This window comes from Dokdonia genika (assembly GCF_042652845.1).
Lineage (GTDB): Bacteria > Bacteroidota > Bacteroidia > Flavobacteriales > Flavobacteriaceae > Dokdonia > Dokdonia donghaensis.
Map to the genome: position 1 here is coordinate 166,369 of NZ_JBHSHB010000024.1, position 25,054 is coordinate 191,422.

21 protein-coding genes and 1 tRNA gene are annotated in these 25,054 nt (G+C 39.5%); 2 read left to right on the forward strand and 20 right to left on the reverse strand.

Annotated features, from left to right (window positions below; all coding sequences use genetic code 11):
• Positions 1-80 precede the first annotated feature (80 nt).
• The 17 genes from ACFO5T_RS12955 to ACFO5T_RS13035 all read right to left on the reverse strand — a co-directional run bounded on the left by ACFO5T_RS12955 (position 81) and on the right by ACFO5T_RS13035 (position 18,419).
• Positions 81-389, reverse strand: a complete 309-nt coding sequence (locus ACFO5T_RS12955) for a DUF6660 family protein (RefSeq protein WP_041566902.1) — start codon at positions 387-389, stop codon at positions 81-83.
• Between the two features lie 47 nt (positions 390-436).
• Positions 437-2,173 (reverse strand): efflux RND transporter periplasmic adaptor subunit, encoded by a 1,737-nt coding sequence (locus ACFO5T_RS12960; protein WP_380035111.1) that lies wholly within the window; start codon positions 2,171-2,173, stop codon positions 437-439.
• A 4-nt stretch (positions 2,174-2,177) separates the two neighbouring features.
• Positions 2,178-2,669, reverse strand: coding sequence for a DUF305 domain-containing protein (locus ACFO5T_RS12965; protein ID WP_174270037.1), 492 nt, complete (start codon positions 2,667-2,669; stop codon positions 2,178-2,180).
• Positions 2,670-2,693: 24 nt separating this feature from the next.
• Positions 2,694-3,401 (reverse strand): PepSY domain-containing protein, encoded by a 708-nt coding sequence (locus ACFO5T_RS12970; protein ID WP_380035114.1) that lies wholly within the window; start codon positions 3,399-3,401, stop codon positions 2,694-2,696.
• Between the two features lies 1 nt (position 3,402).
• The gene (locus ACFO5T_RS12975) at positions 3,403-3,987 is read right to left on the reverse strand and encodes a DUF2911 domain-containing protein (RefSeq protein WP_380035117.1); all 585 of its coding nucleotides are present in this window, start codon (positions 3,985-3,987) and stop codon (positions 3,403-3,405) included.
• A gap of 19 nt (positions 3,988-4,006) precedes the next feature.
• Positions 4,007-6,508 carry a heavy metal translocating P-type ATPase gene (locus tag ACFO5T_RS12980; protein ID WP_380035120.1) on the reverse strand — a complete coding sequence of 834 codons (2,502 nt, stop codon included), beginning with the start codon at positions 6,506-6,508 and terminating at the stop codon, positions 4,007-4,009.
• Between the two features lie 18 nt (positions 6,509-6,526).
• Positions 6,527-7,003, reverse strand: a complete 477-nt coding sequence (locus ACFO5T_RS12985) for a YybH family protein (protein WP_127139834.1) — start codon at positions 7,001-7,003, stop codon at positions 6,527-6,529.
• Positions 7,004-7,137: 134 nt separating this feature from the next.
• Complete coding sequence (locus tag ACFO5T_RS12990) at positions 7,138-7,593, reverse strand: heme-binding domain-containing protein (RefSeq protein WP_380035123.1); 456 nt, start codon at positions 7,591-7,593, stop codon at positions 7,138-7,140.
• Positions 7,594-8,184 carry a DUF3347 domain-containing protein gene (locus tag ACFO5T_RS12995; RefSeq protein ID WP_380035126.1) on the reverse strand — a complete coding sequence of 197 codons (591 nt, stop codon included), beginning with the start codon at positions 8,182-8,184 and terminating at the stop codon, positions 7,594-7,596.
• A 30-nt stretch (positions 8,185-8,214) separates the two neighbouring features.
• Entirely contained in the window at positions 8,215-10,644 is a 2,430-nt protein-coding gene (locus ACFO5T_RS13000; protein ID WP_380035129.1) for a multicopper oxidase domain-containing protein, read from the reverse strand.
• Positions 10,645-10,714: 70 nt separating this feature from the next.
• The gene (locus ACFO5T_RS13005; RefSeq protein WP_133642513.1) at positions 10,715-11,281 is read right to left on the reverse strand and encodes a helix-turn-helix domain-containing protein; all 567 of its coding nucleotides are present in this window, start codon (positions 11,279-11,281) and stop codon (positions 10,715-10,717) included.
• A gap of 2 nt (positions 11,282-11,283) precedes the next feature.
• Positions 11,284-12,501, reverse strand: coding sequence for a TolC family protein (locus tag ACFO5T_RS13010; protein WP_179241114.1), 1,218 nt, complete (start codon positions 12,499-12,501; stop codon positions 11,284-11,286).
• A complete protein-coding gene (locus ACFO5T_RS13015; RefSeq protein ID WP_380035134.1) occupies positions 12,498-16,250 on the reverse strand; it encodes an efflux RND transporter permease subunit in 3,753 nt (1,250 codons plus the stop codon). Before ACFO5T_RS13015 ends, ACFO5T_RS13010 begins: the two co-directional genes overlap by 4 nt.
• A gap of 108 nt (positions 16,251-16,358) precedes the next feature.
• Entirely contained in the window at positions 16,359-16,778 is a 420-nt protein-coding gene (locus ACFO5T_RS13020) for an HYC_CC_PP family protein (protein ID WP_380035137.1), read from the reverse strand.
• 81 nt (positions 16,779-16,859) lie between these two features.
• On the reverse strand, positions 16,860-17,726 hold the full coding sequence (locus ACFO5T_RS13025; RefSeq protein WP_380035564.1) for a site-specific integrase: 867 nt from the start codon (positions 17,724-17,726) through the stop codon (positions 16,860-16,862).
• A gap of 126 nt (positions 17,727-17,852) precedes the next feature.
• On the reverse strand, positions 17,853-18,113 hold the full coding sequence (locus ACFO5T_RS13030; RefSeq protein WP_380035140.1) for an Arm DNA-binding domain-containing protein: 261 nt from the start codon (positions 18,111-18,113) through the stop codon (positions 17,853-17,855).
• Positions 18,114-18,345: 232 nt separating this feature from the next.
• Positions 18,346-18,419, reverse strand: a tRNA-Arg gene (locus ACFO5T_RS13035).
• Between the two features lie 201 nt (positions 18,420-18,620).
• On the opposite strand from ACFO5T_RS13035, the gene ACFO5T_RS13040 reads away from it, so the two are divergent.
• On the forward strand, positions 18,621-19,133 hold the full coding sequence (locus ACFO5T_RS13040) for an adenine phosphoribosyltransferase (RefSeq protein WP_380035143.1): 513 nt from the start codon (positions 18,621-18,623) through the stop codon (positions 19,131-19,133).
• On the opposite strand, the gene ACFO5T_RS13045 is transcribed toward ACFO5T_RS13040, so the two are convergent.
• The 3 genes from ACFO5T_RS13045 to ACFO5T_RS13055 are packed head-to-tail and all read right to left on the reverse strand — an operon-like array spanning position 19,130 to position 22,875.
• Complete coding sequence (locus ACFO5T_RS13045; protein WP_380035146.1) at positions 19,130-21,421, reverse strand: TonB-dependent receptor plug domain-containing protein; 2,292 nt, start codon at positions 21,419-21,421, stop codon at positions 19,130-19,132. The two genes, ACFO5T_RS13040 and ACFO5T_RS13045, sit on opposite strands and share 4 nt — an antisense overlap.
• Positions 21,414-22,316, reverse strand: coding sequence for a FecR family protein (locus ACFO5T_RS13050; protein WP_380035149.1), 903 nt, complete (start codon positions 22,314-22,316; stop codon positions 21,414-21,416). The genes ACFO5T_RS13045 and ACFO5T_RS13050 overlap by 8 nt, the downstream gene beginning before the upstream one ends.
• 40 nt (positions 22,317-22,356) lie before the next feature.
• A complete protein-coding gene (locus ACFO5T_RS13055) occupies positions 22,357-22,875 on the reverse strand; it encodes an RNA polymerase sigma factor (RefSeq protein ID WP_380035152.1) in 519 nt (172 codons plus the stop codon).
• Between the two features lie 104 nt (positions 22,876-22,979).
• Between ACFO5T_RS13055 and ACFO5T_RS13060 the strand changes: the two genes are divergently transcribed.
• A complete protein-coding gene (locus ACFO5T_RS13060; RefSeq protein WP_380035155.1) occupies positions 22,980-24,983 on the forward strand; it encodes a LamG domain-containing protein in 2,004 nt (667 codons plus the stop codon).
• Positions 24,984-25,054: the final 71 nt, after the last annotated feature.

Genomic DNA, 25,054 nt, shown 5'->3' on the forward strand with positions numbered 1-25,054 from the left:
TTTCGCGTAGCAAAAACATAGTTGAGCATTCCCATTAGGAAAACTTCAAAAAAGGATATAGTTATCCTATGAAAACTGAATTATGCCCGAGGTGGCTGAAAAAGGGAATGGGGAATATCTTTGCCAAGGTCATCGAAATGGGCAAAGAATTCTTGAGGAATAGCAGGCTGTAGCGGTTGAAATGCAACAAGCCCAAAATTTATCGTGTGAACGTGACAACAATGGCATTGGCAAAAAGGCGAGCATAACTCACAGTCTTGGTCGTGGTCGCCATCAATATCGATTACTGTAACTACTTGGGTATCATCAGCTCTATTTGCCGCATCGCTACAAGGCACTACATTGAGTGCCAAGAAATAAAACGATAAAATGATTGCTACAACTTTCACAATGCAAAGATAAAAATTTTTTGGTGCAACTGTGTTGCAAAGGGTTTTTACAACGAATCAATCACACTTCCGCAAGTCAACATTGCATCGCCATAGTATGGATTTCTTATTTCTTCTTCCATACTTAGCCATACCGCACCTTTATTGTTATTTGCCATAGGGCATTTCTGAATGTAATAATTTGTCGAGTTTTCTATGCTCATTGCAATAGGCACGATATTCTCGTTTAGAATGACGAAGTGAGCGCGCTGGTTTTCCAGATTATCATTGTTTGCAACGGCATCCAGCATCTCAATACTTTTGGTTAAATGTTGTTTTTCCATCGTACCTAAATCATCAGTCGATATTGCTTTTAATTTTAATGATGTCGCTTTCGCGAAAGCGGAAACTTGACTTGCATCGCTTGCTACAAGGGCATCTTTCATTTTGAGATATGATGGTAATGCTTTGTCGAAATCAGAACTAAACGCATCGCTGAAACTCATTTCCATATCGCCGATCATTGCTGATTCGTCCTGCATCATTTGCTGATTCATCATTGATTTTTTACCCTGTAATTGTGCTGCTGCATCTACCGTGAACGTTCCATTGGTTACTATTTCATCGCCATTATTTAATCCGGAAGATACTTGGTAAGTTTCGCCAGAGCGATTGCCCAAGGTTACTTCGTGCATTTCAAATACAGGCTCGTTAGGATTGGTTTTTACATATACCAATGAGCGCTCGCCCGTCCATAACACAGCACTTGCAGGCACGGTAAGGGTGTTTTCCATAGTTTGTGTTGCGCCTTTAACCTTACCTGTAACAAACATTCCTGGTTTAAATAGGTCGTCTCTATTTTGAAGGGTTGCACGTACCGTTACCGTTCTTGTAGCATTATTTAAAATTGGGTCAATAAATGAAATTGTTCCCTCAAATTCTTTATTTGGATAGGCATTGGTCGTGATGTTGATTTTTTGCCTAACGTTGAATAGCGCTATTTGATTTTCATAGGCATCAAATTCTGCCCAAACCGAATTGAGGTTGCTCAACTTCACAATAGGCTGTCCTTGATTTACATAATCGCCTTGTGCTGCCATTACTTCTGAAACCGTTCCGGAAACCGTTGCATAAATCGGGAAATTCTCTCGTACCGTTCCACTTTCTTCAATAGCATTGATTTGTGTATCTGAAAGTTTCCAGTTTTTGAGTTTATTGCGAACTGCTTTATACAAAGCGGGTTGCGATTCTTTCAACGATGCTGCGGTAATCAATTCCTGTTGTGCCGCTACAAGGTCTGGTGCGTAAATGGTTGCGAGCAGCTGACCACGATTTACTTGTTGACCTTCATAGTTGACGTTGAGTCTTTCTATTCTTCCATTGAAATAGCTGGCTTGCACAGTATTGTTTTCTTCATTAGCAGCTATTTTTCCAGAAAGGGATATCATCCCATCATCATCGCTAGCTTCTGCATTGCCCACGATAGTGGTTTGAATATTTGCTAATGCCATAGCATTTTCGGTCATTTTTATCTCGTTTGCTGCGAGACCTTCAGCACCAGCTTCAGCAGGGATTAAGTCCATTCCACATATAGGACAATCGCCAGCTTCTGGTTGCATAATCTGTGGATGCATTGAGCACGTCCACATCTGGTCTGCACTCTCGCCAGAGTGGTCGTGTTGATCAGACATCTCGGATATATCCTTGTTTGCCATAGTATCACTTGACCCGTTTCCAAAAATGAGCCAGCCTGCGCCCAGACCTATTATTAGGGCTATTGCTATATATAAAATGTTCTTATTCATAATCTTATTTTTCGTTTTCTAGACGTTCAATCATTGCTTTCATCTCTGCAATTTCCTTACGTTGTGCCTTAATAATGTCTTCTGCCAGTTTTTTTACTTCTGGGTCTTTAATATCTGCACGCTCACTTGTTAAAATTGCTATAGAATGGTGCGGTATCATTGCTTTCATCCACAGTACGTCGCCCACAGTGGATTTTTGGTCGCGTACTAGTCCTAATGCTCCCAAAAACAATATAACACTACCTGCGAGAATTGCAATATTCTTTTTCTTGTCTTTATACATATTCAGCATAAATAACAACATAATAACAGCCATAGTAGCTATTCCTAGACACACCATATAAAATCGTGTAAGACTGAACCACACGTGGTCAAACTCGTAGGTATTTAAATACATTGTGATGTACATTGCTATAAATGATGACCCTAGCATAAGGAAGAATTTAGTGTATTGGCTCATTCCTTTGTTCTTGTTTTCGTGTTCGTTTGAATTCATAATTTTTGGTTTTTTTGTTATTAATTATTTAATCTTCTTTTCTAGTTTTCTGATTGATGGGGAACTGATATACCACAAAACGAAACCACTCAATACGGTTATCAATCCCAAAAGTGAAAATGCCCTTAACAACAACGTGTTGAAATTATCCCTTCCCTGATAATCCATTGTATGGGTCATCCAAAGAAAATCAAACCAGCGCCAATCTCTGTGTCTCACCGTTTGAAAAGCGCCATTTTCAACCGCCACATAGGCTTTTAAATTTTGTGGTGTCTCATATGAGATTTCGTAAGCAGGAAGTGGACGATCGCGATATTCGTGATGTGGCCCAACAGAATCGACTAATTGAATTTTTACTATTTCTAAATCGTTCAACATATACCTACTTGCAACTTGTTGTGCCTCTTCTTTAGAAATTCCATTTTTCATTTGTCCCGTTCTTGCATTGTAAAGCTGTGCTTCATTAATCCAATAGTAAGGTTCATTTGCTACTTCCAGTAGTTCCAAAGATTGTATGGGTTCTTTAGTAGCAAGTTGGGATGTGCCGAGCAAATCATTAAATGAGGTCTGCAAGGGTGCCGATTTCTTAAAATGGTCACCGTGAATCTCGTCAATGTCCGTCCAGCTGAAATACATTCCGCTAATCGTCCACATCAGAAACTGAATACCTAAAAAGATACCCAAATAGCGGTGTGCTTTTCTAATCCATTTCGCTGTTTTTCTATTTACCATTTTACTTTATTTCAAAAGGAAATTCAATCGTTACTTTTTCCCAACTCATTGAGATTGTTCCTGAAGTCTCTGTTGTTTTGTTTACTTTATACTCTAAATGTTCTTTGATATCTTCAGAAGTTTTAGGTGTTACTTTGAATCGTAATACATCATCATTTTCAGTATAGTCGTCCTTACCGTGTTGGTTCCAATTCCTGTTGAAAATGACAGTCCATTCTTCCTGATTTGGAATTACGAAAAACCCGTATTTCCCAGCTTTCAATTCTTTACCATCAATTTCTAAATCTTTATTTGTTTCCAACCAAGTAGCCATATGGGCACCAGCCTGCCAGACTTGGTCGTAAGCCAACAGTCCACCGAAAATGATTCTATTCCTCACGCCTGGCGACGAATAATCTATATGGATATGAGCATCACCTATCATAGCCATTGCCGATGTGTGTGGACTAAGGGTTTTTTTGTTCTCAGATTTAGGTTCACTCTGGGTATGATTGTGCTCTGTCTCTATTTTGGTATTATTCTTTTCTTCATTTTTACATCCGCTGACAGCAACTACCAATAGGATTATCAAAATTTTATATTTCATAAGTATTCAATTAGTTAGATTATATGTTTTTACTTTTTAAACGTAATGAGTTGGCAATTACCGAGACTGAACTGAAGCTCATCGCCAAAGCCGCAATCATTGGCGATAAGAGTATTCCAAAAAACGGATACAGTAGTCCTGCTGCAATAGGGATACCCAGCGTGTTATAAATCATTGCAAAAAAGAGGTTTTGTTTGATATTGCGCATTACTGCATCACTTAGATTTCTTGCCTTTACGATACCGTGTAAATCGCCTTTCACCAAGGTAATGGCTGCACTTTCAATGGCAACATCCGTACCTGTTCCCATTGCGATACCTACATCACTTTTAGCGAGTGCAGGTGCATCATTGATACCATCGCCTGCCATTGCAACCACCTTGCCTTGCTCTTGTAATTTCTCGACTTCCTGCAATTTGTTTTCTGGTAGCATACTTGCTTGAAAATCGGCAAGGTTAAGCTCATCTGCGACAGCTTGGGCGGTGTCGTGATTATCACCAGTAAGCATAATGACCGCAATTCCCTTATTCTGCAAATCCTTGATAGCTTTTGCACTCGTTTCCTTGATTTTGTCGCCGATAACGACGTAGCCGGCAACTTGACCTTCAACAGCGAGATAGGAAACCGTTTTCCCTTGTTTTTGGTAGGATTGTGCCTCTTCTTCCATAGCTTCGGTAAGTGTGGCATTTGCCTGTTCCATCATTTTGACGTTACCTAAAGCCACTTCTTTATTGTTCACTTTACCTTCAACGCCTTTTCCAGTAACTGCGTTAAATCCATCTGCTTTTAAAAACTCTGCGTTTTGTTCTTTTCCATATTTTACGGTGGCTTCCGCCAGCGGATGTTCACTTTGGCTGTTCAAGGAAACGATATATTGCAGCACTTCATTTTCGGTAAACCCCTTGTCAAAAGAACCCACTTTCTCAACTGTAGGTTTTCCTTCAGTTATCGTTCCGGTCTTATCGACAATGAGAGTATCTACCTTATCCATTTTTTCAAGGGCTTCGGCATTTTTGATAAGCACCCCATTTTGTGCTCCTTTACCAACACCGACCATTACAGACATTGGTGTCGCAAGCCCCAAAGCACACGGACAGGCGATAATTAATACGGCAATCGCATTGACCAAAGCATAAACATAGGCTGGCTCTGGGCCCCAAATCGCCCAAACGCCGAAGGTCACGGCAGCGATGATGACCACGATTGGCACGAAATATCCCGAAACGGTATCGGCCAACTTTTGGATGGGTGCACGGCTTCGACTGGCATCATTGACCATCTGTATAATCTGTGATAACAGGGTGTCAGACCCAACCTTTTCAGCTTTCATCAAGAAGGACTGATTGCCGTTGATAGTTCCGCTACTTACTTTATCATCTACTGATTTGTTAACGGGAATGGGTTCGCCTGTAATCATCGATTCATCGATGGAAGTTTCGCCTTCGGTAATTACACCATCTACGGGAATCTTATCGCCCGGCTTCACACGTAGGATATCGCCCAATTCAATTTCATCGATGGCCACTTCCTGTTCTTCCCCATCAACTACCTTTATAGCCTTGTTAGGTGCCAATTTTAAAAGTTCCTTGACTGCGGAATTGGTCTTGCTATGCGCACGAGCTTCGAGGACTTGACCAAGTAGAACCAAAGTTAGAATCACCGTAGCAGCCTCAAAATAGACGTGAACCGTACCGGCTTCGGTCTTGAATTGGTCAGGGAAAAAATCGGGTACGAGCATCCCGAACACGCTGAAGAGCCAAGCAACGCCAGCACCGATACCGATAAGCGTAAACATATTTAAGTTCCACGTCTTTATACTGCGGTAGGCACGTTCAAAGAACATCCAAGTAGCGTAGAATACCACAGGAATAGAAAGCGCAAATTGAATCCAGTTCCAATATTTTAATTCTAAAACATCATATAAGGGGTTGTTGGGCAGCATTTCGGACATTGCAATGATAAAAATGGGCAATGTGAAAGCGACCGCTATCCAGAACTTTTTAAGAAGTTTTTTATAGGTCTTTTCCTCTGCGGATAAATCGGGTTCCATAGGCACTAAATCCATCCCACAAATTGGACAGCTTCCCGGTTCATCCTTAATAATTTCGGGATGCATCGGACAGGTATATTGGGTGTCGGAAGTAGCCGTTAGGTTAACTTCTTCAACCAAATCCATTCCGCAAACAGGACAGTCGCCTGGTTTGTCGTAAGTCTTGTCGCCCTCGCAATGCATCGGACAGTAAAATGTTCCCGTTCCTTGACCTTTGGGTTTCTCAACTTTCTTCTTATCGTGGGTATGCTGCTGTTCGCCATTTTGATGGATACTGTATTGCCCACCATCGGCTTTAAGCGCCTCTTGAAATTTCTCTATTGGAATATGGGATTCCATTTCTATGGTCGCTTCGACTTTTTCTAAATCAACTGTTACTTTTGAAACACCATCCACTTTAGACAGCGTTTCCTCTACGTGACTTCGACAACCATTGCAGGTCATTCCGTGTATGTGGTAGGTGTGTTTCATTTTATGATTGGCTAAAAATTATTTAACATTTCTTGATGATGAATGTGTTTTTACTATCTGCCATTTTTCATCTATCTTCTTAAGGATAGAAGTCGCCACCCCTTTTTTCTTTATGGTTCGAGTATTGGCTTTATCATCGGGATTGAGAACTATGGTGTAGACATAAGTTTCGGTAGTAAACGCATAGGGCAAATCTACTTCTGCATCAATTTCATAATCTGAAAATTCAAACTTCTTGAAATGCCCCAATTCTGGACCCAAATGATGTTCTATATAGTGGGCATAGGTGCCTTCAACACCACCAGATTCAAAAACCTCGGAATCTTCTGTAAATAAGTCAAAAGTACCTTCGGTTGTCAAGTTTTGTAGCGCATCTTTGTAGGTTTTCATTACTTTAAGCACGGCTTGCTTTTCTGTGTTTGTATCTTGTCCGAACACTTGGCTTGTTGCTATTATAATTAATGCGAATATTGTAGTTTTTCTAAGTGCATTCATCCTGTTTATTTTTAACAATTTTCACTCAAATTCATTTATATCATTATTCATTTTTCTAATATTTTTTATTGTGCCTGACAAGGGAAGGGCTACTAACTAACCAACCATCAACTTTCCCTTCCCATATCAGGACTTTATTCCAAACTGTCTTTTAACGCTGTCATATAATCTATTATCATCCTCTTATCTTCATCTGAAAGAATTGCATCTTTATGAATGAGTGTATAAGAATCCAAGGGCATTTTATCTTCTTCGATTTGGCTTATGATAGACCGAAGTTTACTATTCTTTCGCCGGTCTGAATATGTTGCCCATTCATTAAAATTAAGTTCGTCCTTACCTTCTTGTATGTGATCTTCCAGAAACCAAGCCGCAGGCTGTATCTTACTATACCACGGATAATCTGTATTATTACTGTGGCAATCGTAGCAAGAAACCTGCAACCGATTTTTTATCGTTGCAGGCACTTGATTTTCGACCATAAAATCACTTTGCGGTACATAATTGCTCTCGTTCAGGATTATTGGAAAGAACTGAATCACTACCAATGCCACAAGGGCAAGCCACGCTATGATTTTTAAAAACTTCAATTAGTTGATTTCTCGCTGTACTTTACCACATCTCAACATTGAACTTCCGTAATACGGATTCAATACATTTTCTTCTTTGCTCAACCACGCTGTACCACCATCGTACATAGGGCAAAATTGCTCGTAAAGTTTAGTCTTTGTACCAGTAATTGCCACCATATCGGTTACATCCTTACTTAATATCTTAAAATGTTCACGCTGATGCTTGATATCACTTTCTGAAATGTGTTCTGCGTGTTCTGTGGCATCTTCGATAATGTCATTTAATTCTGATGTTTCATTATCAGAATAGTTTGATGCGTCAAAAGATTTAAGAGATTGAGCCAATGTATTTCCCAATTCTTTCGCCTTATCATTATCGTCTCCTACTAACGCATCTTTTAAGTTGAAATAGTCATTCAAGATTGCTTCTGCTTTTGCATCTTGGTTGTCATTCATCGCCATATCGTCTTTGTCATCCATAGACTCTTGATGCATCTCATTACTCATAGGTGCAGCCGGTTCGTTCTTGTTTACATCTTTGCAGGAAACCGCTAGTACCGTTGTGGCAGCAAGTGCCATCATACCTAGTGTTCTTTTTACTTTTTTCATCTTTGTTGTTTATTTAAGTTAATTATTGTTTTAAAATCTTAATGAAAGTCCGCCACCCCATCCAAAACGGTTGTCATAGCTTCCCATTAAAGAGAAATCTCTACTCAGTACATATTCAAGGCCTACTTGCCAAGTCGTTTCTTCTTCAAAATCAGTCCCTTCTTCAAAATCATTTACCCAACCAAAATCCATTTGGTATTCATACTCACCATAAAGAGCAACATTTCTAAATATCATAGTCGCTGTCGCAAAAGAGATAGTAGGACGTAACTTGTTATCAATCCGTAAATCGGAATCGATTAGAAGTGGAAGCAAATAACGAACACCTACGACACCTGTGGTAGATATTTCTTCAAGGCTATCCACGCCTTCGTTTTCAACATTTACACCTCCAAAAACCCTGAAATAACTATTGAGCCAACGCTCGTATGTAAACTCTGCTTCTAAATTTTCATTCCAGCCATATTCTCCTCTTAAGGTAAACTGATTACGAATGTTCGTTGCCGTATAATATAATTCTGTCATATGGCTTGCCCCAGTGACTTCTCCCCAAGTGAACATATGATTTGCCTCATTGGTAAGATTGGTCAAAGGATATCCTTCTAATCGTTCGTCACGAGGTGTATCGTAACTGAAAACCCTTGCCATACCGCTCATCATATGATAAAGGATGTGACAATGGAAAAACCAATCACCAGTTTCATCAGCGGCAAACTCAAATACGACTTTTTGCATTGGTGCCACGTTAACAGTATGCTTTAGTGGTGAATACTCACCGTTCTCGTTCAATACTCTAAAGAAGTGGCCGTGCAAGTGCATAGGGTGGTGCATCATCGTGAGATTGTTAAGTGTGATACGCACGACTTCGCCTTGCTCGATTTTTATCTTATCTGTTTCTGAAAGGGGCACACCGTTGATAGACCAGACGTAGCGGTTCATATTTCCTGTAAGGTTGAAAAGCATTTCCTTTACGGGCTTATCGTTTTCAAATTCGGTAGGTTCTTTAGCCCTTAAGTAGTTGTAATTGAACTCGGGATTACCACCCGTTTTCATATTATCGCCTACCACTTTATCTTTTGGCACCATATATCCCATTTTCATTTCGCCCATATCCATACCGCCATCCATTTTCATATTGGCCTTGCCTTTGTTCATCTTCATTTCTGACTTGGACATTTTCATTTTATCATTCTTCATATCCATTTTTGAATGGTCCATTTTATTGTGAGCCATCTTGGTAGAATCCATTTCCATTTCACCCTTTTTCATATTATCATCCATCATAGACATACTATTCATCTGCATTCCGCCCATATCCATTTTGTACTTTTCCATTACTTGAATGGAATCGTTTTTTGAAGGATTAAATTTTGAAGCAGGTGCGCCCATCTTCATACCCATAGACATCATTTGCTTCATATTCTTTATAAGATTAGGTTCTGGAACTACAGGTGCTTCCAGTACATTTCCAGTTCCTATAAATGCCGAAGCTTCGCCAGAACCATCCTGTGCCGTAGCTCTTACTTGAAGTTTTCCACTTTCTGGAATCGTCACTATAAAATCATAGGTTTCGGCAACGCCAATCAAAGTTTTGTTATGTTCTACTGGAACCACATCAAGTCCATCGGCAGATACGAGCATTGGGTCTTCGCCACCAAATGTGAGCCAGAAATAAGACGCTGCGGCTGCGTTTACAAATCGAAGCCTCACGCGCTCGCCGGGCTGAAAATCTGGATATTCCTGTGAAGTACCACCATTGATAAAAAACTTGTCAAAATAATTATCTGAAATAGCCATATCTGGCATACGTTGCCACGCCATCTTTAACTTGGCACCTACTGCGCCTTGGGCAATTAATTTATCCAGACTTTGAACCTGACCTTTTTTAATTAAATACCACTCATTGCCACGCTTCAAATTTTTAAGTTGAGATTGTGGATTTTCATCTACCCAATCCGAAAGCACTAAGACCAAATCTTTGTCATATTCTAAATCGGTTTCCTTTGGATTTATCTGTAATGAACCATACACCCCACGTTGTTCCTGTAACCCAGTATGGGAATGATACCAATAGGTTCCAGATTGTTTCAATGCAAACTTGTATTGAAAGGTTTCCCCTGGACGGATAGGTGGTGTGGTCAAATACGGTACGCCATCGTGGAAATTAGGTAATATCATCCCGTGCCAATGGACAGATGTTTCCACATCCATTTTATTGGTAACGTTGATAATGGCAAACTCACCTTCATTAAACTCAAGATTGGGACCAGGTATTCCACCGTTTATGGTCATTGCCTGCACATCCTTCCCCGTAAAGTTTACGGTTTCATAATCTATGGTTAGGTCATAAATCCGTTCTGGCCAGTTGTCAACATTTTCTTCAGTTTCATTCGCTACCAATTGGGCTTTTGCACCAAAAGTGATAAGCATTGTTAGAAGTAATGTGATTTTATATTTCATAGTTCTTAATTTTATTTGGATAAAATTACCGCTGTAAATCAACAGCTTGTGTCATAATTTTGGTTGTTATCTACATAATTTTGTCCAATGTATTCCTAAAATTTTTCTGTTGGGATTTATAAGCTGTTAGGCTCATTCCCGTTTCGCTTTTGAACTGGCCACTTAAATGATTGATATGGCTATAATCAAGCAACTGTGCCATTTCTGTAAAGTTGAGTTCCTTGGCCTGTACCAGTTCCTTTACCTTTTCTATTTTCAATTTGATGAAGTACTTCTCGATGGTAATGCCTTCGGTAATTGAAAAGACCTTACTGATTTTGGAATACTCGTGACCTAATGCATCTGCTAAGTGAGCGGATAATTTCTTATCGAGTTCCAAAGGCAATTCTTGCAATGCCTTTATCAGTTCTACCTTGACCTGCTCTGTGAGTTTTTCTTCGGTACTGCCAATTAGGGAAAATCCATTACTTTCAAGTAAAGTTTTCAATTTTTCGATTTCATCATCGCTCTCGATATCGAGACGCAAACGACCCAATTCGATTTGTAACAATTCGATATTTTGTTTATCCAGTCCATCCCTTAAAACCTTGATGCATCTATCACATACCATATTCTTTATGTAAAAATCCTTGACCATAATTAGTTGATTAAATAGTTAATAATGGCCGATTGTACATAGTACATTTGCACCGACTCGATTTGATTCATCTGAAACTTCAACTGCAATTCCTGAATGTCCAGCACATCATTAAAATCGATAGTGCCAGTTTCATAATTTTTTACCAGAATTTCTTCGGCATCCTGCGCTTGTTTCAGGTTGCGGTCTTGTGTGTCGTATGCAATGCGCGCTTGGTTACGTTGTGATTGTGCTTTCGCGAAAGCGGATTCCAGCACATTCAATCGCTGTTCCCGTTGGGTCTCTATTTCTTGCTGTCGCAGTTCGTTTTGCTTTGAAATGGATTTGTAACGGTTGTTGAAAATGGGGATTGAAACCGAAACCATAGGCATCAACACATCTTTCCCATTATCGCTGAAGTTGACATCGCTACGTTCCGTTACGGGCAGGTAGTCTACACCAAAACCAATCATAGGCAAACTCTCACGTTGGTTGAGCAGTTCGGATTGTGCTACCGATTCATAGAGTTTGTCATATTTGAGCAGTTCGGGATTGAGCGATAGCGCTTCATTGTTGTAAAATGGGTCTTCCTGCGGAATTTCCATTTCTGGAACGACGATAACCGTCATCATCGAATCACGGTTGAGCAGATTGTTAAAAGCCGTTTGTTCTGCTGTAAATTCTTCTTCCAGCACTTCCTTTTGTTGGTGTAATTCATTTTGTCTAATCTGAAGTCGCAACACATCTACGGCACTCGCTTTGCCCACTTCTACAGATGTGAGTGCAAGTCGTTCGTAGGTTTCCAGTAGTTGTATGTTTTCATCCAGTACGGCTTGCTTGGCACGTATGGAATATAAACGATAATAGGATTGTGCAACCGAAAGTGCGAGCTTGCGCTTTGCAATCGTGATATCCACATATTCGGCATCTGCCATTGCGGTGGCATAATTTTCACGAGCGGTAATGGTACCAAACCACGGCAACATCTGTTTTACGCCTATTCGTGCACGTTGCGCACCGACTCTGGTTTCAGGCTCACTCACAAAATAGCCGGCACTCACTTCGGTATTTGGAATCCAGTTGGCTTCATTTACCTTTTCTTCGGCAATATTATAGCGCAGTTCAAAGGCTTGAATTTCTGGATTGTTCGCTTCGGCTTCCTTAATGTAGGATTGTAATTGTTGCGCTTTCGCGAAAGCGGAAACAAACAAGAACACCAGTATATATTTTAATTTCTTCATCTGTTTGCTTTTTTAAGTTGGTATTCCTTTTTCCAGCTATATAAGACTGGCAGTAGGAAATAGGACGTAACATCGATTATCATTCCGCCAAAAATGGGTATCGCCATCGGTATCATTATATCGCTTCCCTTGCCTGTGGATGTAAGTACGGGAAGTAGTGCCAGTACCGTAGTTACAGTAGTCATCAAACACGGACGAATACGTTTACCTGCGGCTTCCAAAGTGGCGAGACGAATGCCCTTTTTATTGTCTGGTTCGTTGCTTTTGAAAGATTGGTCTAAATAGGTGGCCATTACCACGCCATCATCCGTAGCAATACCAAATAGGGCGATAAAACCTACCCAAACGGCTACACTTAAATTGATGGTTTTCATATTGAACAAATCCCGCAGATTTTCGCCAAAAAAGCCGAAATTGAAAAACCAATCTTGTCCGTATAGCCATATCATTATAAAGCCACCAGCAAAGGCCACGGCGATTGCGGTAAACACCATAAGCGATGTGGAAACCGACCTGAATTGGAAATACAAAATCAAGAAAATAACCAGCAAACAAAGCGGTACGACAACCGATAGCGTTTTTTCTGCTCGTAACTGATTTTCATAGGTTCCCGTAAAGCGATAGCTCACGCCTTGTGGTACGACCAGCGAACCGTTATCAATATTTTCTTGAATTAAGGCTTGGGCATTTTCCACCACATCTACTTCGGCAAAGCCATCGAGTTTATCAAACAGCACATAGCCAATTAGAAAAGTATCTTCACTCTTAATGACCTGTGGTCCTTGCTCGTATCGAATTTCAACCAATTCGCCCAGCGGTACGGGACTTCCTTTTTCAACAGGAACATAGATATTACGCAAGTCGTCTGGATTTGCCCGTAATTCTCTTGGATAGCGGACACGCACGGCGTAGCGTTCACGGCCTTCCACGGTTTGCGTTAGTGGCATACCGCCCACGGCCACTTGAAGGATTTCCTGAACGTCCATAATGGATATGCCATATCGAGCCAATTGGTCTCGCTTAATATCGATGAGCAAGTAGGGTTTGCCCACGATACGGTCTGCAAAGACAGCTTGTTCTTTAACGCCTTCGGCTTGTTTCAAGATGTCTTCCAGTTGCAGTCCAAAATTTTCTATGGACTTTAAATCGGGCCCTTTTACCTTGATGCCCATAGGTGCTCGCATTCCTGTTTGTAGCATAACCAATCGTGTTTCGATGGGTTGCAACTTGGGTGCAGAGGTCACGCCTGGTAGTTTGGTTACTCGAACTATCTCGTTCCAAATATCATCTGGACTCTCGATGTCTGGTCGCCAGTTTCGGTAATACTCGCCGTTTTCATCTTCAATCAACTCTTCGCGTGTAGCGGTAGTCTTGAGCGATGCTTTGTCATAATTGACATCTTCGTCTATCTCATTATTTGGGTTGATGATAAATTTGTCGTTCTTCAGTACAAACAATCCATCGTCATTGACCTTATAGCGTTGTCGCTCGCCTGAACTATTCCGCATATATTCAGATTTATACTGAATGACATTCTCATACATCGAAAGAGGTGCTGGGTCGAGTGCGCTTTCCGTTCTTCCAGCTTTTCCCACCACAGTTTCGATTTCAGGAATGCTCGCCACCGCCATATCGAGCTGTTGCAACACACGTTTGTTTTCTTCAACACCTGCGTGTGGTAGGGATGTAGGCATCAGCAAGAATGAACCTTCATTCAGCGCTGGCATAAACTCTTTACCTGTGTTTCGCATAATGATGATACCCAACGTGAGCACCGTAGCCGGAACGATTAAGAATAGATATCGGTTCTGAAGTGCCCATCGCAAAATACGCTCATAGTATATCCTGAAAATTGAGAACACACCAAGCAGTCCAAAACAGATAATGGACACAAATATCAAGTTCATCACAATACTTCGGTCAAAGCCCAATGGTCGCCAGTATTCTGCCAAAAGGAATACGATGGCAACAGATGAGATAATAATATCGAGTAGGTTTTTACGCTTTCGCGAAAGCGTACCACGCATCTTTAAAAATAATGTTATAGCAAAGGCAATTAGAATTAGCCCTAACCAAAAGCCGTAAACGATAGCGAGAATTCCCGATAGAACAAGTAAGCCATTGATGGCATACTGTGTACGTTCGCGCACACTCGTCTTGCGGAACAGGAATGCCGCAATGGGTGGAATGAGAAATAGCGCAATGATGAGAGATGCCGTGAGTGCCATTGTTTTGGTAAAAGCAAGCGGGCGGAATAGTTTTCCTTCGGCGCCAATCATCGTAAATACGGGTAGGAAACTGATAATGGTCGTCAGGACAGCCGTCAGGATAGCGCCAGAAACTTCGGCAGTTGAGTTGTAGATGATTTCGTTTGTAGTGTATTCTATTCCGCTTTCGCGAAAGCGTAATTTTTCATCTTCCAAGTGCCGTATCATATTTTCGGCGAGTATGACACCCACGTCCACCATTGTACCGATGGCAATGGCAATACCCGATAGTGCGACAATGTTTGCATCTACATTAAAGAGCTTCATCGTGATAAACACCATCAAAACAGCTACGGGTAACAATCCTGAAATAAGGATGGATGCTCGTAGATTGAACACCATTATAATGATGACCAAAATGGTAATCAAGATTTCCAAAGTCAGGGCTTCGTTGAGCGTGCCCAGCGTTTCTTGAATGAGTTCGGTACGGTCGTAAAAAGGCACGATGGTTACTTGCGAAGTGCGACCATCTTTCAATGTTTTTGTGGGAAGTCCAGAACTAATTTCGGCAATTTGTGCCTTGACATTATTGATGACTTCCAGCGGATTTGCACCATAGCGAGCGACGACTACACCACCTACAACTTCGGCACCTTCCTTATCCAGAATACCACGTCTTGTTGCTGGCCCTAAATGAACATTAGCCACATCTTTGATGCGGATGGAAGTGAAATTTTCAGAATCAACTACCGCGCTTTCAATATCTGCGATAGACTTTACGTAACCTAATCCGCGCACGAGATATTCGGCTTGATTGATTTCGAGAGTCTGTGCCCCTATATCTTGATTGCTCTGTTTGACGGCTTTAACCACATCGCCCATACTCACATTGTACTGGCGCATTTTTTCTGGGTCAATGTCCACTTGGTATTCCTGAACATAGCCACCAATGGAAGCTACTTCAGAAACACCACTTGCCGATGACAATCCATATTTCACATAGTAATCCTGTATGCTACGCAATTCCTGTAAATCCCATCCGCCAGTTACGTTGCCGTCTTTATCACGACCTTCCAGCGTGTACCAAAATATCTGTCCGAGACCCGTGGCATCTGGTCCTAATGATGGATTGACACCATCAGGTAATAGGTTTGCAGGAAGTGAGTTCAGTTTTTCCAGTATGCGACTGCGCGACCAATAGAACTCGATGTCTTCTTCAAAAATGATGTAGATGCTGGAAAATCCAAACATCGAAGAACTACGAATAGTTTTTACGCCTGGAATACCAAGAAGGGAAGTGGTAAGCGGATATGTGATTTGGTCTTCAATATCCTGTGGCGAGCGACCTTGCCACTTGGTAAAAACAATTTGTTGGTTCTCGCCAATATCAGGTATGGCATCAACGGCAACTGGGTCTGTGGGCAAAAAGCCTGTTTCCCAATTAAAGGGTGCGTTGACGATGCCCCAACCCACAAATAGGGCGAGTAGTAGAACGGCAACAAGTTTGTTTTCTATGAGAAATTTAATGCTCTTATTTAGCATAGCATTTGATTATTAGATAATTGGAATTACGTGTTGCAGAATATGGCAAACACGAGTTTTAGCCCACGACAGCGTAGCTGTTGGGCTTCATTCTGAAAATCTAATAAATCAAATTAAGAAAGTCTGGTGCAGCACTTGCACATCCCGTTTGACAAAGGGTCGCGGGTAATCGTTGAAAGGAACTTCTTCAGATTCGGTTACTTCAAATAAGTTTATATAAGAATAGGTAAAAGCAGCGACGAACGTTTGCTGCTCGAAAGAAAGTGTGTCAAAAGATATTTTAAGGTCGTCTTTGCCTTCCTTTACAATTTGTTGGTCAGTACAACAAGATTTCTCAGTCATTTTAGGATTCTCACAAGTTTTGGTAGGTTGCGCTTTTTCCATTCCGCAACCTTCAGCTTTTGAGAATAAACTGAAATCGACCAAATTGTCCCCACAATAATGCATATCAACAGTAAATGACATCGTGGTAAAAAGTACCACGACTGCCATTAAAATAGCCATCGATTTGTGGAGGAATTTCTTCATTAAGTACAAAAATAATAAAATTTGATATAATTTGTTGTACTTTCTTATTTAGAATGCTTCTTGAAAGTATAAATTTGGTTATTAATCTGCTTTTTTAATGCGTTCATTTTTATTCTTCAACAACTTGTTTTTCAAGATATCCATATCATTGCTAACCTTATGCTCGAGTACTCGAGCATAAATCTGAGTAGTAGCAATTTTGCTGTGACCCAACAGCTTGGAAACTGTCTCAATTGGCACACCGTTGGAAAGTGTAATGGTAGTCGCAAACGTGTGACGCGCCATATGAAAGGTGAGATTTTTTTTAATTCCAACAAAATGCGCTACTTCTTTTAGGTACACATTGAGCTTCTCTTTAGTGATTACCGGCAAAAGTGTTCCTGTTATTTCTGTCATAGGATGTCCCTCATATTTTGAAATGATTTCTTCGGCTTTTCCAAGTAAGGGGACTTTTACAGCAGATTTGGTTTTTTGACGTTTTGTATATATCCAGTTTCCTCCATCCATACCAAGCACTAAATTTTCTTCAGTCAAGTTCATTATGTCCACATAGCTGATACCGGTGTAACAGCTGAATACAAATAAATCACGTACTCTTTCTAAGCGCTCAATAGAAAACTCAAAGGTTTCCATATTTAAAAGCTCATTTTCAGAAAGGAACTCACGTTGCTTTTTCTCGTAAACTGGTTTCCATCTTACAAATGGGTCACGTGGAATCCATTCCATATGATAGGCAAGTGTTACCATTTTGCGCAAGCGCTGGATATGCTTCATTATGGTATTTTGACTTAATGCCTTAGGATGTCCAACTGGCCAGTAATTGGCCAGGTAATTTTCAAAATCACACAGGAATTTATAATCGAGCTCTTTTAAATAGATATCTGTTATTTTCTTCACTTTGTTTAGAAACTTGTTGAGGTAGTTTTCTGTCACTCCAAAGTTTCGTATTGTTCACTTGGCTAACGTGTTTTCAATTTTCTTACTGTGATAAGCGATAAGGTTTTGAAGTGATTTAGATTGCTCGTTCTCGCCTGTGTAGTGTGCTTTTATGAGCTTAGCCGTTATCAACTTTTCTTAAAACTTCAAGTATTGGTATATCTGGAAGAGCTTGGTATACGTCTGGTCGATGTATTGATTGAGTTGGCGTGCTTCTGCAGAGGTGCCTTTACTTCGGTTTTTCTTTGGGTCCCAAAGTTTTACCGGCACTCGTCTTTTCAGACTAATGTTAGCTCGTTTTTGGTTTACCGTGATTCTGGCATAAATCAGAGCTTCGCCATTTGTGGCATTCTTTTGGTCTGCCCAAAAGAGAATTGAGAATGTGTTTGTTGACCGCATAGTTGTCGTCTATAGATTATACAAATCGTCTTGACGAATGTCAAATCAACTATAGCAAGCGTTTCAAAGCTTTTCGTGAAAGTGTCAGTTCAACTGACACTTTGAAAATTAACTAACGATTAGCTACCATATAAAAGCAAATCGTTTCATTTTAAATGTTGGTCTAAAAACCAGAAAGCCACGCAAATCATAGTGATTGCGTGGCTTTGTTGTCATTTTGTAATGACTAAAGTGACCTCGACAGGATTCAAACCTGTAACCTCTTGAGCCGTAATCAAGTGCGCTATTCAGTTGCGCCACGAGGCCGTTTTGAAACAATAATTACTTGTTTGTTTCGGGGTGCAAATATACAATCATTTTATTGTTATGCACAAGTAAAAGATAAAAAAATGAGATTAATTTTTCTATACAAAAGTATAGTTGTCGTTCATTCAGTGTTTTACATCATAGATTAATTTAAGGCAGAAACTTTTATATATCTTAGTGCTATAAATACTCACTTTATCTATGCAAATTTCAGATTACATAAGAGACATTCAAGACTTTCCCAAAGAAGGAATAACTTTTAAAGATATTACACCTTTGCTGGGAGATAAGACCGCTTTCGCGAAAGCGGAAGAAATTCTATACACATTAGTGCCAGAATTAGCAATAGATGTAGTAGTAGGAATTGAAGCGAGAGGTTTCTTTTATGGTCCATTACTTGCGAAAAGACTCAATGCTGGATTTGTACCCGTGCGTAAGCCTAATAAACTACCTTATACTACCATTAAGAAAGAATATGATCTCGAGTATGGTACAGATGTGCTAGAGATGCATAGTGATGCTATAAAGCCGGGAGATAAAGTGTTACTGCACGATGATGTACTTGCCACGGGTGGGACGGCTGCAGCTGTCGTTGCAATGATTGAGGAGCTAGGAGGAGAGGTAGTACAGTGTAATTTTATTATAGAACTCGATTTCTTAAACGGTAGAAGCAAGCTGCCAGGTAAACACGTTGCTGCTGCTATAACGTATTAAAAACTGTACTGAAGACTAAAGTTAGGGGTGATACCTAGCGACTTAACCGTGATTTTTTGAATTTCATCTTCACTGTTAATTAGATAATAAGTGTTAAGAATATTATTGTTGTCTAGTAAGTTCCAGATAGAAGCTCCTACCTGTACATCTTTATCAAAAAGTTGAAATTTGTATATGGCAGATATATCAAAACGTAAGAAGCTATCTGAGAGACTACTATTGGGTAAGTCATAAATAATTGCTCCATTTACAATAGGTTGTTCTTCTCGTGGTTGTGTAAGAGGTGTGCCTGTACGCCAGTTAAAACCTAAAGAAAATTTAAAATCATTAATGGTATACGTAGAGCCATAAGTGAGAGAGTGCCTTATATCTGTGTTATTAGGGAAGCGACTACCATTATTTAAACTCTCAAAATCAAAATTATTTTTACTAAACGAGTATGACAGCCAAGAGCCAAACTTATTAAACTGTTTATTTACTAAGAAGTCTATACCCATCACATCATATGAGCCTACCGCATTTGTAAATTGAAACTGATTTTGAAAGCCTTGACTACGAGAGGAAATTCCATCTACATTTTTTACATATCCTTCTAGGCTTAATAGCCACTTGTTTTGGGTGTAATCTAGACTCACGGAGGCTTGTTTACTTTTTAAAACGGGTAGCGTGTCATCATTTGCAGCGACCCAGCGACTGCGTTGTAATCCCAAAAAGTCATTAGGTTGATCTATGATCTGAAAGATAGATTGACTTTTAAATTCACCTAAGGCGCTTACTTTAAAATAACTCAAAACTCGCTGGCTAAAGCGTACTCTAGGCTCTATAATAACTGTATTAAACGCATCTAGGTAATTACCTCTTACACCAGTAATAAATTGAGTTTCCTTAGAAGGTGATAAATATGAAAGCTCAGAGTATAGACTATGTGTGCGTATCACATCGCGGGTATTATTAAAGAAAACAGGTCTATTAGTCTGAGCGAGATTACGTGCGCCTACCTCTGTAAATTGGTATCCATTGTTCCATATAAAGGAGTCACTTAGTTTACTGCTTAGCTGTAATTTTGACCCTATATCAAGCACCTCATTTTCTTGATCTAGTTGCTGGCCATTTTCTAAATTAAAATTACGTGCATTAAGATTATAGTTAGATAGATAAAGTGTAAAATCTGTAGTGTGTTTATCATTCCACTTTCTGGTATAAGCTAGTCGCACTCCATTATTACTTTGATTAATACCACTACGTTCATTAATGTCTAGTGCTTTGATAGTCTCATCATAACCTAATTTATTGTAAATACTGGTGGCGCTTATTTTTAGATTGTCCTTTTCTGTGATGTCGTAAATAAGGTTTGTGCTTACATCATAAAAGTAGAAGTTAAGGTCAGATACTTGTGAGTCTTTATCACTATTTACACTTAAGTCTGTGTCTTGAAAAATGCGATCTGTATAGCTCGTATATGTAGGGCTTTGTATAAAGTCTGTGTTAGACCTTCTTGCAGAGAGTGAGAGGGTGATTTTTTTAGAAAGCGGTAAAGTTGTATAACCTTTAAAATGGAGTAAGTTTGCGCTTATACTCCCTTCATAGTCTGCAGCAACCTTGTCATCTAGCTCGATATTTATAGTTCCAGATACACCATCTCCATATCGCGCACTTGTGCCATTTTTAATTACTTCTACACGTTTAGTTAGATAGGGGTTAAAGGCAGATATGAGACCAAAAAAATGTCCAGATTGATACATTTTTATACCATCCCATAAAATAAGATTTTGATCATTTGTACCACCTCTTATATTAACATTAGACACGGTTTCTTCTGTACTTATAATACCGGGTAATGCTTGTACCGTTTGTAAAACATCTGGTTCTATAATACCCGGTAGTATACCAAACTGTGCCGGTTTTATGCGTGTTACCCCAGATCTAGATTTTGAAATCCCGGTAGTAAGAAGGTTTGAGATGTAAATCTGGTCAAGCTCTTGCACCTCACTTATAATATTTTCTGTGATGACTATAAAACGTTCATTAAGAAAGTCAAAGCTTAAATCTGTGGTGTTCTCTATAAGAGATAGTGCCTGTGCTAGCGTACTATTATCTATTAAATCTCTTGTGTATACAGGAGCAACAATATGATCTGCATAAGAAAAGCTCACATTAAAGAGCGTCTCTATTTTACTTAAAACTGTGGCTAGAGGTACGGTTGCTGTATTTTGTTCTTGAGATTTTAAATCAGAAAAAAATAAGCAACAAAGTAAGGTACAGCATATAAGTACTCCTTTTTTAGTCACGAGATAAAGTTACCTTATTTCCCTGTTTTTTATGGGATAAATTAAACGGTAAGCTTATTGACTTTAAGGCAATTTTCATATTAGTATGAGTAAAAGAACCTGTAAAGAGCACATTTTCAACCTCCTTGTCAACCGTTACAGATACATCATAGTGTCTTTCAAATTCTTTAAGCACTTCTTTAAGAGGTGTTTTTTCAAAAGAAGTTTCGTCACGTACCCAAGATGGTTGTAGTGTGGTAGATTGAGGTGTGTTACTTGAGATTTTTACGCTTTCGCGAAAGCGGTCTCCAGGTTTTAATATCACAGTTTTTGTTGCTGTCTCTACTTGTACAGAGCCTTCATAGCAATATACTTCAAAATATTGATCTCTTGTACGTACATTAAATTGTGTGCCTAGTACTGAGACGAGTCCATTAGGGGTTTCTACACTAAAAGTTGCGCCTTTTGCTACCTGAAAATATGCTTCACCATCTAGCGTTACGGCTCTGTTATCATCCCAAGTGGTTGGGTCATAGTATAAGTTAGTCATTGCATTTACGGTAACTACAGAGTTATCTGGTAGGGTAATAACTTCTTTTTGGGCAATGTCTGTTTGTAGATTTACTGTTTTTTGAGTTGAGGTTGTTGCATAGTAAATACCAGCAAATAAGATGAGAACTGCTGCAATTTTAAGTAGCGGTTTTAAATGTATTATAACAGATTTTTTATCTGTATCTAATGTTTTTCTTAGTCTCTTGTATTCTCCGGGAGTATGATATACTGGCGGTTCTAGTTGCTTTGTGGTCTCTGCAATGCGCACGAGATCATCATAGTCTTCAAGACTTTTGAACGCCTGTAGCTCTGCTTCAGAAAGCTCGTTGTCTAGCCATTTTGATATTAATTGTTCTCTTTCCATAGTATTACCTGTGTATATAACAGTGTGCGTTAAGAAAGTCCTACTTAAGTTCTGTAATTTCTTTTTTAAGCTTTGCCAGCGCCCCGTAGATGCGCTTTTCGACTGCTTTTTTTGAGATGCCTAGCATCTCTGCAATTTCTTTGTGTTTTTTCCCTTCTATTCTGTTTAATAGAAATGCGCTACGTTGTGCTTCACTTAAATTTGCAATGGCCGCTTGTAGTCGTGCGTTGTACTCTTGTTCTTCTAGTACAAATTCTGGAGACTCATTAGTATAGCTTTGCGGCTTTGTTTGTCTAAACTTTAAAACTACCTTTTGATGTGCGTAAGCATTAAGTGTAAGGTTATTTGCGATGGTAAAGAGATAACTCTTTGCTTTGGCCTCGGGTACTTTTGAGCAATTTTCCCATAACTTCACAAATGCTTCTTGCACCTTATCCTCAGGGTTGTAAAGGCTTCCGTACTTGTAATATAAAAAGTTGAATAGGTTTTTAGAATGCGCGTTAAAGACCCTGTTATAAACAGTTTCTTTGCAAACACCTTGTTTATTTTTACTACTCATTGATACTGCAATATTAAATAAACACTTATAATTACTAGGGCAAGGTAGGAGTTTTTTAAATGTAGATGTTCTATAATTGTAATCACTCAAGCGATTATTTCATTATGATTTTTAAAAACCTGTCTTTACGTTATAACCTCGCTAGCCTATCGCTATTTATAGTGCTTATAGGCGCAGTGAGTTGTCAAGATGATTTATCTCAAGATGAGTCGCTTACAGAGGTGATAAACGAGGCAAATGCAAGTGCACAACTGTTACAGTTTATGCATAATGTGGCGCTTAATGATGGCTCTATAGATAATATTATAGACAGAGCAAGCTGCCTTGAGATGGTGTTGCCTATGACTATTGAGTTAGGCTCATCTACCTTTACCGTAGAGAATCAAGAAGATTTAATTACAGTTGAAGAACATCATTATGAGCACCCTGAAGATTCTATTACTATAAACTACCCTGTAGATGTGATTTTAATGAGTCACGAAGTTGTTACTGCAACATCACAAGATGAAATGGATGCCCTTGTAGAGACTTGTAGTGACCCTTCATTATCAGATATAGATATAGAATGTGTAGATTTTCAATATCCTATTACCTTCAACACATTTGATCCAGAATTTCAAGTTGCCGAAACTGTCACTGTAAGTAGCGATGCACAGCTACTAGGATTTATAACCTCTTACACAGGTAGTAGCAATGTAGTAGGAGTTGCATTTCCCATATCATTATTAAATCACGATGGTACCATCGTAGAGATTACAGACTATACGGCCCTAGAAGATGCTCTTGTTGAAGCGGTATCAAGTTGTGATGAGGATGATGGTATAGACTTCGAGACGCAACAAGGCTGTCCAGAAGAGCAAATAGATCAATACCTGACGAGTTGTTACTGGCAAATCACATCATATAATGAGGAAAATACCTTAAGTAATTATACCTTTTTCTTTAGTTCAGAAGATGGTTATATGTTCTTTTATGATGTAAACACCTTTGTTGAGTCTACCTGGTCTACCTCACAGTCTGACTTAGGTGGTGTTCTCTCGTTTACAAGTATCCCGGTGCTTAGTCAAGAGTTACAAGGCGACTGGACAGTTACAGAGTGCAGCGTGACCACATTATTAATGCAACGAGGTGACGACACTCTAGTTTTTGAACGTAACTGTTTTAATGAGCCACTAGATTGTTTTACAAGTGCCATACTGGGTGTGTGCGATAATGGTACTACAAATGAAGCTAGCCTAGATCTAGAAGCTGCTCTTTTAGGATGTGATACCACAGAGGTAAATGTAGATTACTACATTTCTGAAGAAGATGCAATGGCAGAGATAAATGCTATTTCTAATCCAGAAACGTATGAGTTTACTGGTGATATAGTAATCTGGTCTCGTATAAGTTTACTTAGTGATCCTAGTACATATAAAATTATATTCTTAGACCTCACTGTGGTAGATTGTTGTGACAACCCACAATTGTTTCTTGAAGAGGCTGTAATCTATATGCCTATGTCTGAGTATCCATTAGAACTTTTGAGCGGTTATTATAATGAGACTGCTCTTAATGACTGTGTGGTAGACAGAGATGGTAATGATCACTGTGCAATTGCTTTTGCACAAAATGATTTTACAATACCCGTGACAGATGAGAATACACTGTTACAAGGAGACGCTTTCTCTATAAGCATTTGGTTTAAAATGCAAAACGAAAACCCTGGAGATTACGAGGTGTTTTTTCAAAAAGGAACTTCTTCTGGAGAAGGGTTTCAACTAGGTGCATATGACCTTAACGCACCCATTTTTTCTAGTGGAAACTTTAGTATTTGGGATGAAGACTGGTCTAACGAGGTGGATGTTACTTGGGCTAATACAGACTGGCATCACCTTGTGGTAACTGTAGATCAGAGTAATACGGTGAGACTTTACAGAGACGGTATTTTACGTAATGAAATTACAAACGCTGTACTAGATATAGGAAGTACAGCACTTAATGTATACACACTTGGACAGGGCTTTCAGGGTTATCTAGATGACCTTAGAGTGTATAATAGTACTTTAAATCCTACTGAAATCAGTCAGCTCTATGCTCTAGAGGGTGATTGTTATACCTGTCTATAGAGCAGCTTAATTTTTAAGGTTATTAAGTTGTATAAAGGGCTATCTGAGAAGATAGCCCTTTATTTTATTAT